Below are 17,785 nucleotides of genomic sequence, written 5' to 3' on the forward strand. Positions count from 1 at the left end.
GATATTTTGTGAGTTCAAGCGTTACTCTGATTCTACGTGCATGTTTATGGTTAGTGGTTACTCTCTTAGTAACGCTAGCCATTGCCGTAACTACACTGCGTGTAGCCTTACCCAATTTAAATAAGTATCAATCTGAAATTGAGCTTTGGGTAAACCAACATTCCGGTTTTGAGTTTTCTATTCAAGACGTGGGCGGTTTTTGGCGTAACACTCACCCTTCTATTGCTCTGCAAGGCGTTAAAGCTAGCCTCCCCAATGCAGAAGATGTGACTTTCTCTGTTGAGCGTGTTGAAGTCGAGTTTGACTTGATTCAATCGCTCGTGCAGATGCGCCCGGTTGTGGCCGATCTAGTCATGAATCAAATGTATCTTGATATCCGCTCAATTGATCTGTTTGCCGGACAAAATGGCAAAGACGAACCTACAGATCCCGAGTCTTCCAAGCGAGTGATACAAGAGCTAGATAATTTGCTTCTGAAAACTTTGGTGGATGTGACCGCTAAAGATTCCTCTCTTTTATATCGAACTATTTCTGATGAAGAACGTCAGCTTGATATCGAAACTCTGAAATGGCAAAACTCTGGTAAGCATCATCTTGCGGAAGGCGTGGTGAGTATCAAAGATGCCAATCTAAACTCTCTGTCAGTGAGCGCTAACTTTGTTGATGGCGGTTCTTTAACTGATATGACAGGTGAGTTTTATGTCAGTGCCGACAGTATTTCAGTCAAACCTTGGTTAACTCGTTATATGCAGGCGGAATCCGGCATTGAGACGGGCACTGTGAGCTTGAATAGCTGGCTAACGCTACGAAATAGCAAACCTGTGAGCGCTTATGTTGAAGTTCTGCCTTCAGAATTGACGTGGAACGAAGATGGCAAGCATGACTTGATGCTTGAATCTGGCGTCTTTAAGTTGTCTCCGATTGATGATGGTTGGCAGGTAAATGGTCACTCACTAAACCTTAGAACGGATGACACACCTTGGCCGGAACTCGACGTAGCGTTCAAGTGGAACCAAGGCCCCTGGGAGCTCAATGTCTCTGAATTAAACATTGAGACAATTACCCCGTTGATTAAGCTGCTGCCGGACTCTGAACAATCCACCAAAATGATTAACGTATTATCTCCGGGTGGTTCAGTTTCTGATATTCGAGTGTCGATGGGTTCAAACATCGATAGCCTGCGTTACTCTGCTAGCTTTTCTGATCTGGCGATTGAACAGTGGGAGTTAGTGCCCGGTTTTAGCCAAGTGTCAGGTAGTGTGTTTGGTTCGGCATCAGAAGCGAAAGCTAGTCTGCACGTTATTGACGATGTGTTCCCTTATGGTGATGTCTTCCAAGCCCCTTTGAATATCAAACAAGGTCAGGTTGATATTGTTTGGCAGCAGGATGAAAACGGCTGGAAACTGTGGTCGGATAAAATCACGGCAGCCACACCAGACTTACAAGTACTAGGCGCATTTCGCTTAGACTTTCCAAAGGATGCGAGCCCATTCTTATCCTTCTATGGCGAAGCGGACGCTTACAATGTAGGTGAAACATGGCGTTACCTGCCGACACTGGCACTTGGACAAGACCTGACCGATTACCTTTCAACTGCGATTCAAGCCGGTAAGGCTGATACCGTAAAGCTATTGTGGCATGGTGATTTATCTCATTATCCCTACACTAATCATGATGGTATTTTCCAAGTGTGGGTCGGATTAGAAGATGCTAAATTCAGCTTTGATACAGCATGGCCATTGATTACTGACCTTCAGCTCGATCTGCTATTTGAAAATGATGCAATGCATCTAGATTCTCGCTCAGCACAGCTGATGGATGTGACAGCTGATCGCATCACTGGACGTATTCCTTATCTAGGGGAAGGCGGTCATATTGAGATTGAAGCCAAGGCAACGGCGTCTGGCAATGCGGTGCGTGATTACATGACGGCTTCGCCACTGGTTGACTCAGTAGGGGCCGCGTTAACCGCACTTCAAGTGAGTGGTGATGTCTCTTCCGAGTTCCAGCTCAATATTCCGTTTGATTCTGAAAGAGAAGCAAGAGCATGGGGTTATGCTGACCTTAGTGGTAACCATGTTGAGATTGAAGCGCCGCCAATGGTGCTTGAGAACACCACGGGCCGTATCGAGTTTGATAATGACGTAGTGACAGCAAATGGCCTCGCCGCTGATTTGCTTAAGCAAGGGATATCGCTTGATTTTAAAGGTCAGAATGATGGCCCTGGCTACGCAGTTGATATCGATGTGTTAGGCGATTGGGATGTTAAACCTTTAGAACCTTACATTGGTGAACAATGGCTAAGTCGCTTATCTGGTCATGCGCAGTGGCAAAGTCAGATTGATATCCAACTGAATGACATCGGTTTTACATACCAATTGGATTTGCAGTCTGATCTAAAATATCTCGCGAGCGATTACCCATATCCATTGGCCAAAAAGTCATTAGAGAGTGGTTCAGCAAGGCTACAAGCATCGGGTAACCAAGAGTCGATTACTGCGCGTCTGCAGCTGCCGAACACTAAGTACCAAGCTGAAATTGATATCACGGGGGATGTGCCTGAGTTAACGGCGACCAACCTAGTGCTTGGTCGAGGTGGGTACAAAATTAGCCCGGTGGTGGGTCATCATGCACTGATTCGTACCGACAAGTTTAATGCGGATGATTGGTTATCGGTTGTGATGGAACCTGTACAGCCGTCAACCGCTGTGCTTAGCCAAATGAATACGCCAACCATCCCTGCGCCAAGTCGTGTGACCTTCGAAAGTAAAGAGCTGATTCTAGGTGGTATCTCTTGGAATGATGTTGATTTTAGCGCTCGTAAGAACAAGCAAGCGTGGCAAATGGAAGTGTCTAGTCAAGAGCTAGAAGGCGATGTTAATTATCTACCTCCTTACGACTTGACCGTTTCACTGGATCGTCTGCATCTGTTTGTTCCTGAATGGAGCGACAAATCAAAGCAAGAGCCATTGCTGCAACGCAAAGAGCAAGAAGCACCTTTGGTCTCTGAGTTGGATCGAAAGATACATGATGTCATGCCGAATCTAACGCTAACCCTTAACGACTTTTGGCTACAAGGCTATAAGGTTGGCAAGGTCGATGTTGAGCTTGCTAGAGAAGAAAACCGCATTGCGTGGAAGAAAATTCAGGTGCGCAGCGGCGGCAATAAAGCGGATGTAAGCGGCTGGTGGGAATTGAATGGTGACAAGAGTCATTCATCTTTGACCGTTGACGTTGAGGGTGAAAACAACAGTGAGTTGATGGAACGCTTTGGTATCACTTCAGGGATTCAAAAAGCACCATTTGCGCTAGAAGCTCAACTTGGTTGGGATGGTTCGCCTTGGGGCATTAAGATGGATACGCTTGATGGCAACGTGAAAACCCAGTTTGGTAAAGGCATTATCTCAGATGTGAGCGGCGCGGCTCGTCTACTTGGTTTGTTTAGCCTAGATTCGATCATCCGTAAGATGCAGCTCGATTTCTCAGATGTGTTTGATAAAGGCATGGCATTCAACAGCATCACAGGTACGGGCGAGATCCAAAACGGTATCTTCCTGACTAATGACTTGAATATGGATGCGGTGGCGGGTGAGATGAAGATCAAAGGCATCGCCAACCTAAATACGCGTCAGGTTGATGCAGAAGTGAACTTTACTCCAGATATCACTTCTGGAATTCCGGTATTAACGGCGTTTGCGGTAACCCCTCAAACGGCGCTGTACGTATTGGCGGTGACCACGGTTATTTCGCCGGTTGTTGAAGTCTTTACCCAAGTTAATTATTCGGTGAAAGGACCATTGGATTCACCAACGGTGAGCGAGCTTTCTCGTAGCTCCGGTGAGTTCCAGCTACCAGAGAAACTCAGGAAGTTAGCCGAATAGGCCTTATATCCTAGTCAGCGAATATACGGTGAAATGCTGATTTCTGAATCATAATGAATGGAGGAGCGATACACATGGATTGTGTTGGGTTGATTCAAATGACATCTGGCCCTAGCCCTGAACTGAACTTTGAGTACCTTGTTCAAGAGGTAGCAAAGTGCAAAGAGTCGGGGGCTAAGTGGGTTGTGTGTCCTGAAAATGCGTTAGTCTTTGGCAGTAAAGCCGACTATCACCAGTATGCAGAGCCTCTAAATGATGGCCCACTGCAAAAGAAAATCTCTGAGCTAGCAAAGCTTCACCGAATTTGGATCGTTATTGGTAGTATGCCGATAAGCACAGCTAAAGGCGTGACTACCACAACCTTGGTGATTGACGATTTTGGCAGTTTAGTGGCTCATTACGACAAGCTACACATGTTTGACGTAGATGTCGCCGATGCCCATAAGTGCTATCGAGAGTCGGATATTTTCACACCGGGTGACCAAGTTGTGACAGCGGAAACGCCTTTTGGTCGCTTAGGTTTGAGTATTTGTTATGATGTGCGCTTTCCACATTTATATTCCGAGTTACGGAAACAAGGTGCGCAAATTATGGTTGTACCGGCAGCATTTACTGCAGTAACCGGACAGGCGCATTGGGAAGCACTATTAAGATGCCGTGCGATCGAAACACAATCTTGGATCGTTGCGGTAGGACAAGGCGGAAAACATCCTTGTCAAAGAGAAACATGGGGACACTCTATGGTGGTTGATCCCTGGGGAAGAGTGGTCGCACAGTTAGACCAAGATCCTAAAAGTATGGTGGTTGAGATAGACACGTCCAGTTGCGAATCAATCAGGCAAAATATGCCCATCGCGCAACACTCTCGATTTACCAATCAATTTTAATTACAAACAAGAGCCATCTATGAGCATTAATCAAATTGAAGAAGCGCTACTGAACCCAACAGGGCTTACGGAGCAAAATATCGCAGATACATTGGCGAGCATTGCTACCCGCCAAATTGATTATGCTGATATCTACTTTCAGTCAAGCTGGCACGAATCTTTGGTGCTAGAAGACAGCATTATTAAAGACGGCTCTTTCAATATCGATTGCGGTGTTGGTGTTCGTGCAGTATCTGGTGAAAAGACCGGTTTTGCTTACTCTGACCAAATCCAATTGGATGGCCTTAAGCAGAGCGCAATTGCGGCTCGTGGTATCGCTAAACAAGGTCAAAACGGCAAGGTTCAAGCGTTCAAACGCAACTCTAACCAAGCTTACTATGATGCAGTTAACCCGCTAGCGAGCTGGGAAAAGCAGCAGAAAACAGAATTACTAAAATCATTAGATGCTTATATTCGCACTAAAGAGCCGATGGTGACTGAAGTATCGGTGAGCCTAAGTGGTGTGCATGAGCAGATGCTGGTTGCTGCGACTGATGGCACCTACGCTGGTGATATTCGTCCGCTGGTTCGCTTGTCTATTAGCGTACTTGCACAGAAGGGTGATCGTCGTGAGCGTGGTAGCGCTGGTGGTGGTGGCCGTTTTGGTTACGACTTCTTCTTAAGTGATGACAAAGGCACTCAAGTTGCTTACCAATTTGCGGATGAAGCGATTCGCCAAGCATTAGTTAACCTTGAAGCGGTTGCAGCGCCTGCTGGTGCAATGCCTGTGGTTCTTGGTTCTGGTTGGCCGGGCGTTCTGCTGCATGAAGCGGTAGGCCACGGTTTAGAAGGCGACTTCAACCGTAAAGAGTCGTCAGTATTCTCTGGCAAAGTTGGTGAGCAAGTAACTTCAAGCCTATGTACGATTGTCGATGACGGTACATTAACGGATCTACGCGGTTCATTGAACGTCGATGATGAAGGTGTTAACGGTCAGTACAATACGCTAATCGAAAACGGCATCCTAAAAGGTTACATGCAAGATAAGCTGAACGCTCGTCTAATGGGTGTAGCACCAACAGGTAATGGTCGTCGTGAGTCTTACGCGCACCTTCCAATGCCACGTATGACGAATACATACATGCTACCGGGCGAACACACGCCTGAAGAGATCATTGCAACGGTTGAGAAAGGTATCTACGCACCGAACTTCGGTGGCGGTCAGGTTGATATCACATCAGGTAAGTTTGTATTCTCAGCGTCTGAAGCGTACATGATTGAAAACGGCAAGATCACTCACCCAGTGAAAGGCGCGACGCTAATCGGTTCTGGTATCGAAGCAATGCAGCAGGTGTCTATGGTGGGTAACGACCTAAGCATCGACCGTGGTGTTGGTGTGTGTGGTAAGGCTGGCCAAAGTGTGCCAGTGGGTGTTGGTCAACCAACATTGAAGCTAGACTCGCTAACCGTCGGTGGTACTGAGTAAAACAGACTAGCCTCTGAAAAATCACTATAAAGATAAATTGAAAAGCGCCTCTATTGTGAGGCGCTTTTTGTTTTTAGATTACTGATTCGGTGCGCGTATAGAGTCGCTACATGTTCTCTTCAGCAAACTCTGCCAGTCGGCTACGTACCACGCCATTGAGGTGGATATTGGCACTGCCTTCGAAGTTTTTAAAACGCTCAACCATGTAGGTTAAGCCTGAGGTGACGGGTGTTAAGTAAGAAGAGTCTATCTGCGCTAGGTTTCCTGAGCAGACGATTTTAGTGCCTTCACCACAACGGGTGATGATGGTTTTTATCTGTGAAGCGGTAAGGTTCTGACACTCATCCAAAAGCACAAACGCATTTTGAATCGAGCGGCCACGCATGAAGTTGATTGATTTGAACTGGATATTGGCTTTGTCACAGATGTACTTCATCGAGCCTTCTGTGCAGTGGTCGTTCTTGTGCAGCGCTTCCAGTGTATCGGTCACTGCGGCTAACCAAGGCAACATCTTCTCTTCCTCTGTACCCGGAAGGAAACCTATCGACTCACCAATATCAGGCGTGTTTCGGGTTACGATGATCTTGTCGAATTGCTTACGCTCAATGGTTTGTTCAAGTGCAGCGGCCATGGCTAACAGCGTCTTACCACTACCTGCGGCGCCAGTGAGAATCACAAGATCGATATCAGGGTCGAGCAGTGCATCGATCGCCATGCCTTGATAGACGTTCTTTGGTGTGATGTCCCACGCTCTGCGATTCATCAGTCTTTCGCGACTGAGGTCTCTAAGCGTGATGCTTTCTGGTTCAATCTCCTCGACTCGAGCTGCAAAGTCACTTTCTTCGTCAATCACATATTGGTTGAGGAAGGTTGGCTCGAATGGTTCTCTTGCTAAAGTGTGCAGCGTCTTACCACCTAAACTTCTGCTCTCGACATTGTCGATACCATCCCAAAAGGAACCTTCGAGTTGTTGAAAGCCCTTGGTGAGGTATTGGATATCATCAATCAGTTGGTCAGTTTGATAGTCTTCAACAAAACGTACACCGGCGCCTTTTGCTCGTAAGCGCATATTGATGTCTTTGGTGATGAGAACCACTTCGCGTGGTGCGCGTTTATTTTGAAGATAGAGGACAGCGTTGAGGATTCGGTTATCGCCCGCCTTGTCATCGGCAAAGGCTTTGATGCTTTCTTGAAGTTCGTAGTCAGCGAGTATTGAAATACTGCCAGATGCATTTATGTCTTTAGAAAAAGGGATGCCTTCCGATATTTGGTCTGGTGTGGCTTCCCTGAACAGGTCTTCGAGCGTTCGAATCGCAATTCTCGCGTCTCGAGCAACGTCTCTTTTACTGTCTTTGATTCTGTCGAGTTCTTCTAGCACTGTCATGGGGATAACGACATCGTGCTCTTGGAAAGAAAATATAGCGAAGGGTTCGTGAAGTAGGATATTGGTGTCTAAAACAAATAGCTTCCGGTTGGTCTCGCCCATAGCATCTCCTTGCCGACGTGCGGCTTGCCTTGCATTCATTGAACGTAGATAAAGCTCATATAAAGATTAGTATCTGATTCTGGTGATAGTCAACTACTCACCTAAACTTCATCTAGAGGAACAGCGCCATATCGTTACGAGTGAATATCGCGTGTTCGTTTGAGAGCAGCAATCTGCTATCTATAGATTAACCATGAGTTTTTGACAGTTTGATTGCACTGGCGAAAACAGAAAAAAAGCATGAAATCATCTCCTTTAGGCGTGACCTAAATCACAGCATCGAGTAAGATTAGCGACCTTTTTCTGCACCATTTTCTCGAGATATTTATTATTGAGAGCGCACTTAAAAAGTGGCTGCAAACTAGGTATTTTTGGCTATATTTTTAGTTCGGGAGTGATAATGCTCTTGTTCAAAATTGCAGTTAAAAAAGACCAAATTCCAACTATAAGATTGAGGTAGTCGATTCATGACATTTGCTTTGGGGCAACGCTGGATAAGCGATACGGAGAGCGATTTAGGTTTAGGTACCGTTGTAGCAATGGATGCTCGCACAGTGACACTAATGTTTGCAGCGTCAGAAGAAAACCGTGTGTATGCACGTACTGATGCTCCCGTAACCCGAGTAACGTTTAATGTAGGCGATGTCATCGAATGCCAAGAAGGTTGGTCTCTGTCTGTCGAAGAAGTTATCGAAGACAAAGGACTGTTAACCTACTTAGGTACTCGCGAAGATACCCAAGAAACAGAAGTCGCTCTGCGTGAGATCTTCTTAAGCAACCAGATCCGCTTTAACAAGCCACAAGATAAATTGTATGCAGGTCAAATCGATCGTATGGATAATTTTGTGTTGCGTTACCGCGCGCTAAGCAATCAATATCAACAACACAAGAGCCCAATGCGTGGCTTGTGTGGTATGCGAGCAGGCTTAATTCCTCATCAGCTGTATATTGCTCATGAGGTGGGTCGTCGTCACGCTCCACGTGTTTTGCTGGCCGATGAAGTGGGTCTAGGTAAAACCATCGAAGCGGGCATGATCATCCACCAACAAGTTTTGTCTGGCCGTGCTGAACGTATTCTTATTGTGGTACCTGAAACTCTGCAACACCAATGGTTAGTAGAGATGATGCGCCGTTTCAATCTGCACTTCTCTATCTTTGACGAAGAGCGTTGTATTGAAGCCTTTGCAGAATCAGATAACCCATTCGATACACAACAATATGTTCTGTGTTCTTTGGATTTCCTACGTAAGAGCCGCAAGCGCTACGAACAAGCACTTGAGGGTGAGTGGGACTTGTTGGTTGTCGATGAAGCGCATCACCTTGAGTGGAGCCAAGACAAACCAAGCCGCGAATACCAAGTGGTTGAAGGCTTAGCGGAAAATACGTCTGGTGTGCTACTACTAACAGCAACGCCTGAACAGCTTGGTCGTGAGAGCCACTTTGCACGTCTGCGTCTTCTAGATCCTGATCGCTTCTACGATTACGAAGCATTCGTTGAAGAAGAAGACCAATACGCACCGGTTGCTGATGCAGTTACTGCACTGTTCTCTGGCGTGAAGCTTGAAAACAGCGCGAAGAACCAGATTACTGAACTGCTTTCTGAGCAAGATGTTGAGCCTTTGTTCCGCATCATTGAAGGTGATAGCAGCGAAGAAGAGCAAGCGTTAGCTCGTCAAGAATTGATTGATAACCTTATGGATCGCCATGGTACAGGTCGTGTTCTATTCAGAAACACACGTGCTGCAATCAAAGGTTTCCCTAAGCGTAATGTAAACTTACTGCCGATGGAAATTCCAACGCAGTACACAACTTCGATGCGCGTATCTGGCATGATCGGCGGCAAGATGGCTCCTGAAGCTCGTGCGATGAAGATGCTTTATCCAGAAGAGATCTTCCAAGAGTTTGAAGGTGAAGACTCAAGCTGGTGGCAGTTCGATTCACGTGTGAACTGGTTGATTGAAAAGATTCAAGACAAGCGCAGCGAGAAGATCCTAGTGATCGCTTCGCGTGCGAGTACGGCTCTTCAATTAGAGCAAGCACTGCGTGAACGTGAAGGCGTGCGTGCAACCGTATTCCACGAAGGCATGTCGATTCTAGAGCGAGATAAAGCGGCGGCTTACTTTGCTCAAGAAGAGGGCGGCGCTCAGGTTCTTATCTGTAGTGAAATCGGCTCTGAAGGTCGTAACTTCCAGTTCGCGAATCAATTAGTGATGTTTGATCTACCGTTCAACCCAGACTTGCTTGAGCAACGTATTGGTCGTTTGGACCGTATTGGTCAGCTGCGTGATATCGACATTCATGTTCCTTACCTAAAAGGCACATCACAGGCGATTCTAGCGCGCTGGTTCGATGAAGGTCTGAACGCATTTGCAGAAACTTGCCCAACAGGTCGCACGGTTTACGATAAGTACTCAGACGTTCTTATTGATATGCTGGCTTCTGGTAATACAGAGCAGCTTGATGAAGTGATTGAAGAGTCTGCCAAGCTAAATCAAAGCCTGAAATCAGATCTAGAAAAAGGCCGTGATCGCCTATTAGAAATGCATTCAAACGGCGGCGACAAAGCGCATGAAATTGCAGATAAGATTGCCTCGACTGACGGCGATACTAACCTAGTGACGTTTGCACTGAGCCTGTTCGATACGATTGGCTTGAACCAAGACGACAAGGGTGAGAATGCGTTGGTTGTGACACCATCTGAGCACATGATGGTACCAAGCTACCCAGGCTTACCATACGAAGGCGCAACCATCACGTTTGATCGTGATACTGCGCTTTCTCGTGAAGACATGAACTTCATTAGCTGGGAACACCCAATGATTCAGGGCGGTATCGATCTGCTACTGAGTGAAGGTGTTGGTGCGTCAGCAGTATCGTTACTGAAAAACAAAGCACTGCCAGTGGGTACTATCCTGCTTGAGCTGGTCTATCTTGTGGATGCGCAAGCACCGAAACGCAGCGGTATCAGCCAGTTCTTACCTAAGACGCCAATTCGTTTGATGATGGATGGCCGTGGTAATGACTTATCAGCTCAGGTTGAGTTCGACAGCTTTAACCGTCAACTAAGCCCTGTAAACCGTCACCTAGCGAGCAAGCTAGTTAACTCGGTACAAGGTGAAATTCACAAGCTAATCGAAGCGGGTGAGACGCATGTACTTCCTAAAGTGGAAGAAGTGCGTGAACAAGCTCAACGAGACATGCAGACTAACCTGAACGGTGAATTAGAGCGTCTACAAGCGCTTAAAGCCGTGAACCCTAACATTCGTGATGAAGAGCTAGAAGTCATTGAAGCTCAAATCAATGAATTGACCGGTTACATCAGCAAAGCTCAGGTTCAGCTAGATTCATTACGCTTAATTGTGGTTTCTCACAACTAGTTTTGAATTAGCGAGATGCTTCAACGAAATAAGGCCTTCATCATGAAGGCCTTATTTTTATCTAGCGTTTGAAAGCTGTATTGGTTGTTGAAAGATGTATAGGTAGAAGAGCTACATCAACCACTTCCACCAAACAAATACGGCTAAGAAACCGAACAGGTAAACAAGACCCGCGACAGACAGCCATTTTAGCTTGCTGCCAATGGCTAGTGCTTCTGGAAGCTTAGCCTTATTCACTAAGATGAAGTTAAGCAGCGCGAAGAATGGCGTAGTCGCAAAGGCAAGTACCATCGCAAAATCAAGCATTGGCATCAGTGCTGCGCTAAAGAACATCACAATCGCTAATGCCGCGAGAGAGACAATGATGATCCAGCCTTGCAGCATTCTAGGGCTTGAATCTTTTTTGAATAATAGACGCTGTGATTCAGCAAGCACGCGTGAGTAGCCATCGATAACGGTAATCGTACTACCAAAGATACAGAAGAAAGCGATAAGAGCGATTAATGGACGAGACCATTCACCAATTGTCGAAGCGTAGATGCCGACCAACTGATGAGTAAAGCCAACACCAGAGCGAGACAGCTCAACACCGGAACCGTGAAGCACTAGCGCGCCTAACGCAACGAATACTAAAGCAAGCAGCGCTGTACCAATGTAGCCAACGTTAAAGTCGAACAGTGCTGATTGTGCGGTCACTTCCTGCTTCTCTTTTTGGCTTTTTAGCCACATAGAGGTGATGCTTGAAATCTCGATCGGCGCAGGCATCCAACCCATGGTCACCACGATAAAGCCAATAGCAGCGAGTGACCAAGGCGACGGTGGAACAAAAGCAGCATCAGGCTGGACTGGGGAGCCAATAGCAATCGCAACAGCAGCTAAGGTTGTGATGGTTAAGATCGCCATGATCGCTTTAGATAGTGTATCTAGAGCACGATAATGGCCAGCAAACAGAATGATCAAACAGGTCGCTAAAACGATCATGCACAAGGTGCTGGTGGCTAAATCGAAAGGAATAAAGTAACTGAGTAGGCTTGCGCTAAATAATAGCAGGGCAGCGGTATTCACGACCGCAGATATGGCACTCAAGATCGAAAAGATCACAAGGTATGGGCGGCCTAGGTTAGAGTAACCTTCCACCAAGCTTTGACCCGTTCCTAGCGTGTATTGGATGCCGGCTCTGAAGAATGGGTATTTAAATACGTTAACGAGGATAATAAGCGCAGCAAGCTGCCAACCATAAATCGCACCCGCCTTGGTTGAGGCGACTAAGTGAGAACCACCTACAGCCGCTGCGGCCATCATAATGCCTGGGCCAAGAGACTTAATTAAACTTGATAGGGGAGCTGAGGTTGGTGTTTTTGTGTTGGTGGTTTTAACCGTACTGTCCATCGTTTTTCCTTTGATGCTGACTTCTTATTATCCGTTACCCTATCAATACCATGTTTTGTAAAGTCGTCAACTTTTATGTACGAAAATGTTGAAAACTGTATTTATTTATAAACAAATCAACCGTAAATTATTTATTCACTAGCAATTAAGAGGCTTCAATGGCGTTAGAACAGTACACACCACCGCGTGAACCGTGGATTGATATTGTTTATCAAGATGACGATATTCTTGTGGTGAACAAGCCTGCGGGTTTGCTTTCTGTTCCGGGTAGGTTGCCAGAACATTACGACAGTATGTGGAGTCGGTTAGTTGTTGAGTTTCCAGAGATTCAAGTCGTGCACCGATTGGACATGTCGACATCGGGCTTGATGCTGCTTGCTAAACACAAACAAGCTGAGCGTCATTTGAAGAAGCAGTTTCAATATCGACTGACACACAAACTCTATTACGCGCGAGTATGGGGTTCAGTAGAAGAAGCAGAAGGTTTGATTGATCTGCCACTCATTTGTGATTGGCCAAATCGACCGAGACAAAAAGTGTGCTTCGAGGATGGAAAACCCTCTCAGACTCGTTATATCGTCGAACAACAAGAGCCTCAAACCACACTGTTGAAGTTACTTCCTATTACGGGTCGTTCCCATCAGTTACGCGTGCACTGCATGGCGCTAGGGAATCCAATTGTAGGCGACGAGTTTTACGCAACGTCAGATGCGTTTAATTATAGCGATAGGTTAGCTTTGCACGCTTGTGAATTGAGTTTTTATCATCCGAGCACCAATCAATTATTCAAAGCCTTTGTCCCTTGTGACTTTTATCCTCAAGCACGACCGCAAATTGAACAGCACTTTGAAATTGCGCCAGAGCTTCCAGACTACAGTAAGCTAAAAGCTTAGAATGACTCAATTGACATAAACTCAAGGACGTACAATGCCGAAGTTGAAAGTGGTCTTTCTCGACAGAGCCACCATCCCATCTCAAATCCATTTAAAACCTCTCAGCTTTGAACATGAGTGGGTAGAGTATGACTTTACTGCTTCAGAGCTCGTTGCTGAACGCGTTGTCGGAGCAAATGTTGTTATCACCAATAAGGTTGTGCTCAACGCTGATAATTTAGCTCAAGCACAACAACTCAAGTTGATCGCGGTGTCAGCGACTGGCGTCAATAATGTCGATGTCGACTACTGCAAGAGTAACAATATCGCAGTGGCTAATGTGCAAGGCTATGCGACTCAGTCGGTACCTGAACATGTGATTGCTATGCTGTTTACGTTAAAACGAAATCTTGTTGGCTACCATCAAGACATTGAAGCCGGCGAGTGGCAAAAGGATAAGCAGTTCTGTTTCTTTACTCATCCTATTCAAGATGTGGCTGGTAGTACATTGGGTTTAATCGGTAGTGGCAGTTTAGGGCAAGCGACTGCGATATTGGCTAAAGCGATTGGTATGAAGGTCATTTTTGCAGAGCGCAAGGGGGCAGAGTCTTGTCGAGAGGGGTATCTGCCCTTTGATACTGTGTTGCAGCAAGCCGATGCGATCAGCCTGCATTGTCCATTGACCGAAGTGACTCGAAACCTGATTTCAGAGCGAGAGCTAGCAATGATAAAACCAAGTGCGGTGTTGATCAATGCGGGGCGTGGTGGACTTGTTGATGAGGAAGCCCTAGTTGAGGCTTTGAAAAGTAATGAAATCGCAGGCGCGGGCATGGACGTGTTTACACAAGAGCCTGCAGACAACTCGAACCCACTCTTAGCTAACAGTCACCTACCTAACTTATTGCTGACACCCCATGTTGCGTGGGGCAGCGACACTTCAATTCAAAAGCTCTCTGATATCTTAATCGATAATATTGATGGGTTTGTCGCGGGTAATCCGCAGAACTTAGTGAGTTGATTGAAGAATTAAACGGTGCGAACGCAAAACAAAAAGGTTGGCTTTTAGGCCAACCTTTTTAGATCGTTGTGTCGATTAAGTGATTTAGCCTTGCGGCTTAACTACCAATACATTGATTGGTGAGTTCTGTACCACTTTGCTTGCAACAGAACCAAGCACAACTTTGTCGATTTTCGAACGCTTATGGCTAGGCATCACGATAAGGTCAGCGCCCAGTTTTTCTGCGTAATCTAGAATCGTTGTGTAAGTCTTGCCTTCGGCAACATGAACTTTATACACCACTTCATCGTCAATGTGCTTGTCAGCAAACTCTTTGAGCTGATTTTTAACATCAAGCTTCATTTGGTTCGCTGCATCTTTCGGGAAGTAAGACGCAACCATCGACATGTGAATGCCCGGTAGTACGTTCAGAATGTGGACTTCAGCATTGCTGTGTTTAGCGTGCCATACCGCTAGCTCGACTGCTTTATCAGAAAAGCCTTTGTCGTTAAGATCAACGGGAACAAGGATTTGTCTATACATGTATTCGTCTCTTTTTGAGCAGCGCTTAGTACATACCAAACGCTGTAATTATCTTTTCCATGTAGTAAAAAAGCCAAATAGAGTAGAGCGCTACTTGGCTCTATCCATTACGCGCTAATCTCATCCTTACGAGCACGTCTTCTTTGGTTCATCGCTAAACCAATCAAAATCAGTAGGGCAGGTAAGAATACCCACTCTTTCATTGGTCGTTCTGCGTCTTGGATAACGGATTTAATTTCCCAATCAAAGTCAATGCCAGCGGCTTCTGCAGGGCTACCAAACTCAACCATATCAACAATCATCTTGTCGTCAGCTTGTGTCAGCATTAGGCCCATTGAAGCAATGCGGTCTTCACTTGTTGTCGCAGAATCTTCAAACGGAAGGCGAACTGTTTTCTCAGAATAGTTACCTTCTAAGTTTTCGCCACCTACTCTCAATTCAAGTGATTGTCCCACAGATAGATTTTCTGTGATTTGAGCGATCTCAACTCCAGGTGAAAGAACTTTCTCTGGATAAATCATGTCCCACCAGAAACCTGGGCGGAAGAAAGAGAAGGTCAGAACGATAAGCAGTATAGTTTCCCACCACTTGTTCTTGGTGAACCACCAACCTTGAGTTGCTGCTGCAAAGATAAGTACCGCAGTAACAGAAGAGAAAATCGTTAGTGCTAAGTGCCACCAAGAATCAATGCCCATCAACAGTAGTTGGGTATTGAAGATGAACATGAACGGCAAGATCGCGGTCCGAATATCGTAGGTGAAACCTTGAATACCTGTACGAATTGGGTCTGATTTCGCAATCGCGGCGGCTGCAAACGCTGCGAGACCAACTGGAGGTGTGTCATCCGCAAGAATACCGAAGTAGAACACAAATAAGTGAACCGCAATCAGTGGGATGATCAAGCCGTGCGCTGCACCTAAGGTCACAATTACCGGTGCCATCAGTGTTGAAACCACGATGTAGTTCGCCGTTGTTGGCAAGCCCATACCTAAGATCAAGCTGATTACCGCAGTGAATAGCAACATAAGAATGATGCTACCGCCTGAGATGAACTCAACGAAATCCGTCATTACAAGGCCGATACCCGTTAGAGTCACCACACCTACAACCGTACCTGCAGCCGCTGTCGCGACACCGATACCAATCATGTTACGTGCACCTGAAACCAAGCTCTCTGCGAGATCAACGAAGCCAGCTTTAGTTTGCTCTGCAAGATCATCTGATTTGTTCATCAGAGTCATTAAAGGGCGCTGAGTGATCAAAATGAAGATCATGAACACGGTCGCCCAGAATGCTGACAGACCTGGAGAGAAACGCTCGACAGTCAGACACCAAACAAGCACCACGATAGGCAGTAGGAAGTGCAAACCAGATTTAATTGTTGGACCTGGATCTGGAACTTCTTTCAGGTCCGCATCGATTTCCATGCCGCCTTCAGCTGCGTATTTTGCTGATACGCGAACCAGAGCAACATAAGCGATCAATAGCGCCACAGTTACGATCGGTGTTGCAGCATCGCCAAATACATCTTTCGTCCAACCCACACCGTAGTAAACCGCGGCACTAATAACACATAGACCTAATATGGTGCCAGTGAAAGAGAGTAGGCTTTGTACGATAGTTGGTGTGTGACGACGAGGTAAGCCGGTCATGCCAGCTTTACATGCTTCTAGGTGAACGATGTAAATCAGAGCTATGTAAGAGATCAGAGCTGGCAGTAGCGCGGCTTTGATTACTTCTACATACGAGATACCCACATACTCAACCATCAAGAATGCTGCTGCACCCATGATAGGTGGTGTTAATTGACCATTGGTTGAAGCAGCGACTTCTACTGCGCCTGCTTTAGTACCTGGGAAACCAACACGCTTCATTAGCGGGATAGTAAAGGTCCCCGTGGTTACTACGTTTGCAATCGAAGAACCTGATACAAGACCAGATAAACCAGACGCCACAACAGCGGCTTTTGCTGGACCACCTTTCATGTGACCAAGCAGAGAGAATGCAACCTTGATGAAGTAAGCACCAGCACCAGCACGTTCTAGCATTGCACCAAACAGTACAAACAAGAATACAAACGACGTTGATACGCCAAGGGCTACACCGAATACACCTTCCGTTGTTAGCCACAGGTGCGACATTGCCTTGTTCAGGCTCGCACCTTTATGAGCGATAACGTCTGGCATGTGTGGACCGCCAAAGGTGTAAAGTAGGAATACTGCCGCCACAACCATAAGAGGTGGACCTAAAGCGCGTCGTGTTGCTTCAAGCAGTAGAATCATACCAAATACAGCTGCAACAATATCGAATGTTGTTGGCGCGCCCGAACGACCGGCAAGTTCAGTGTAGAAAATATAGATATAAGAAGCTGAAAAACTACCTACTAGCGCCAATATCCAGTCGACTGCTGGGATACGATCCCTAGGCGAATTCTTCATGGCTGGATAAGCGGTAAAGGCTAGGAAAATAGCAAACGTAAGGTGAATTGCTCGAGCTTCAGTGTCGTTTAAAATTGCGAAGTTAAAAATGAACGGCAGCGGAGATGCATACCAAAGTTGGAACAGTGACCAACATAGAGGCACAAACCATAAAATACGGCCTTGGATACCACGAGGGCTACGCGCACCAGTATCTGATTGTGCCACCATTTCTTGCACATCTGGAGACGGTGATGTTGTCTGCGTCATGTACTTTATCCTTATTATTGATGGTCTGCCTTTTCTTACGAACAACTAAACGTTATTTATTTCCTATCTAGTGTAGTGAATGGATAGGGAAATGCGTTCTTTGTTCGTCTTTGTCTTAGGCTTGATACGAAGGTAATTCCTCCAAATTGGAGAAACTTAAAGGGTTGCTCTTTTCACTTAAGTTATTTTTATAAAACGTGA

General features: G+C 46.1%; 10 protein-coding genes. 6 read left to right on the top strand and 4 right to left on the bottom strand.

Annotated elements, in window-relative coordinates:
- Window positions 1-8 precede the first annotated feature (8 nt).
- The 3 genes from AC3CH3_RS01895 to tldD all read left to right on the top strand — a co-directional run bounded on the left by AC3CH3_RS01895 (window position 9) and on the right by tldD (window position 6,233).
- Window positions 9-3,881: a YhdP family protein gene (locus tag AC3CH3_RS01895; RefSeq protein WP_488537622.1), complete on the top strand. Its 3,873-nt coding sequence runs from the start codon at window positions 9-11 to the stop codon at window positions 3,879-3,881.
- A 74-nt stretch (window positions 3,882-3,955) separates the two neighbouring features.
- Entirely contained in the window at window positions 3,956-4,768 is an 813-nt protein-coding gene (locus tag AC3CH3_RS01900) for a carbon-nitrogen hydrolase family protein (RefSeq protein WP_123295137.1), read from the top strand.
- 19 nt (window positions 4,769-4,787) lie between these two features.
- On the top strand, window positions 4,788-6,233 hold the full coding sequence (gene tldD / locus AC3CH3_RS01905) for a metalloprotease TldD (RefSeq protein ID WP_017061366.1): 1,446 nt from the start codon (window positions 4,788-4,790) through the stop codon (window positions 6,231-6,233).
- A gap of 106 nt (window positions 6,234-6,339) precedes the next feature.
- Here tldD and AC3CH3_RS01910 read toward each other — a convergent pair whose 3' ends face one another.
- Window positions 6,340-7,719, bottom strand: coding sequence for a PhoH family protein (locus tag AC3CH3_RS01910; RefSeq protein WP_061019100.1), 1,380 nt, complete (start codon window positions 7,717-7,719; stop codon window positions 6,340-6,342).
- 467 nt (window positions 7,720-8,186) lie between these two features.
- Here AC3CH3_RS01910 and rapA point away from each other — a divergent pair, with 467 nt between their 5' ends.
- Complete coding sequence (rapA, locus tag AC3CH3_RS01915; protein WP_488537623.1) at window positions 8,187-11,096, top strand: RNA polymerase-associated protein RapA; 2,910 nt, start codon at window positions 8,187-8,189, stop codon at window positions 11,094-11,096.
- A 111-nt stretch (window positions 11,097-11,207) separates the two neighbouring features.
- Here rapA and AC3CH3_RS01920 read toward each other — a convergent pair whose 3' ends face one another.
- Window positions 11,208-12,485, bottom strand: a complete 1,278-nt coding sequence (locus AC3CH3_RS01920; protein WP_488537624.1) for an NRAMP family divalent metal transporter — start codon at window positions 12,483-12,485, stop codon at window positions 11,208-11,210.
- A gap of 158 nt (window positions 12,486-12,643) precedes the next feature.
- Here AC3CH3_RS01920 and rluA point away from each other — a divergent pair, with 158 nt between their 5' ends.
- On the top strand, window positions 12,644-13,378 hold the full coding sequence (gene rluA / locus AC3CH3_RS01925) for a bifunctional tRNA pseudouridine(32) synthase/23S rRNA pseudouridine(746) synthase RluA (RefSeq protein ID WP_488537625.1): 735 nt from the start codon (window positions 12,644-12,646) through the stop codon (window positions 13,376-13,378).
- Between the two features lie 34 nt (window positions 13,379-13,412).
- Window positions 13,413-14,375: a D-2-hydroxyacid dehydrogenase gene (locus AC3CH3_RS01930; protein ID WP_488537626.1), complete on the top strand. Its 963-nt coding sequence runs from the start codon at window positions 13,413-13,415 to the stop codon at window positions 14,373-14,375.
- 84 nt (window positions 14,376-14,459) lie between these two features.
- Here the strand turns inward: AC3CH3_RS01930 and AC3CH3_RS01935 are convergent, their stop codons facing one another.
- Together AC3CH3_RS01935 and AC3CH3_RS01940 are read right to left on the bottom strand one after the other, a co-directional pair.
- Entirely contained in the window at window positions 14,460-14,897 is a 438-nt protein-coding gene (locus AC3CH3_RS01935; protein WP_048609641.1) for a universal stress protein, read from the bottom strand.
- A gap of 107 nt (window positions 14,898-15,004) precedes the next feature.
- A complete protein-coding gene (locus AC3CH3_RS01940) occupies window positions 15,005-17,584 on the bottom strand; it encodes a TRAP transporter permease (RefSeq protein ID WP_488537627.1) in 2,580 nt (859 codons plus the stop codon).
- Window positions 17,585-17,785: the final 201 nt, after the last annotated feature.

This window comes from Vibrio sp. QJM3NY_35, from assembly GCF_057785915.1.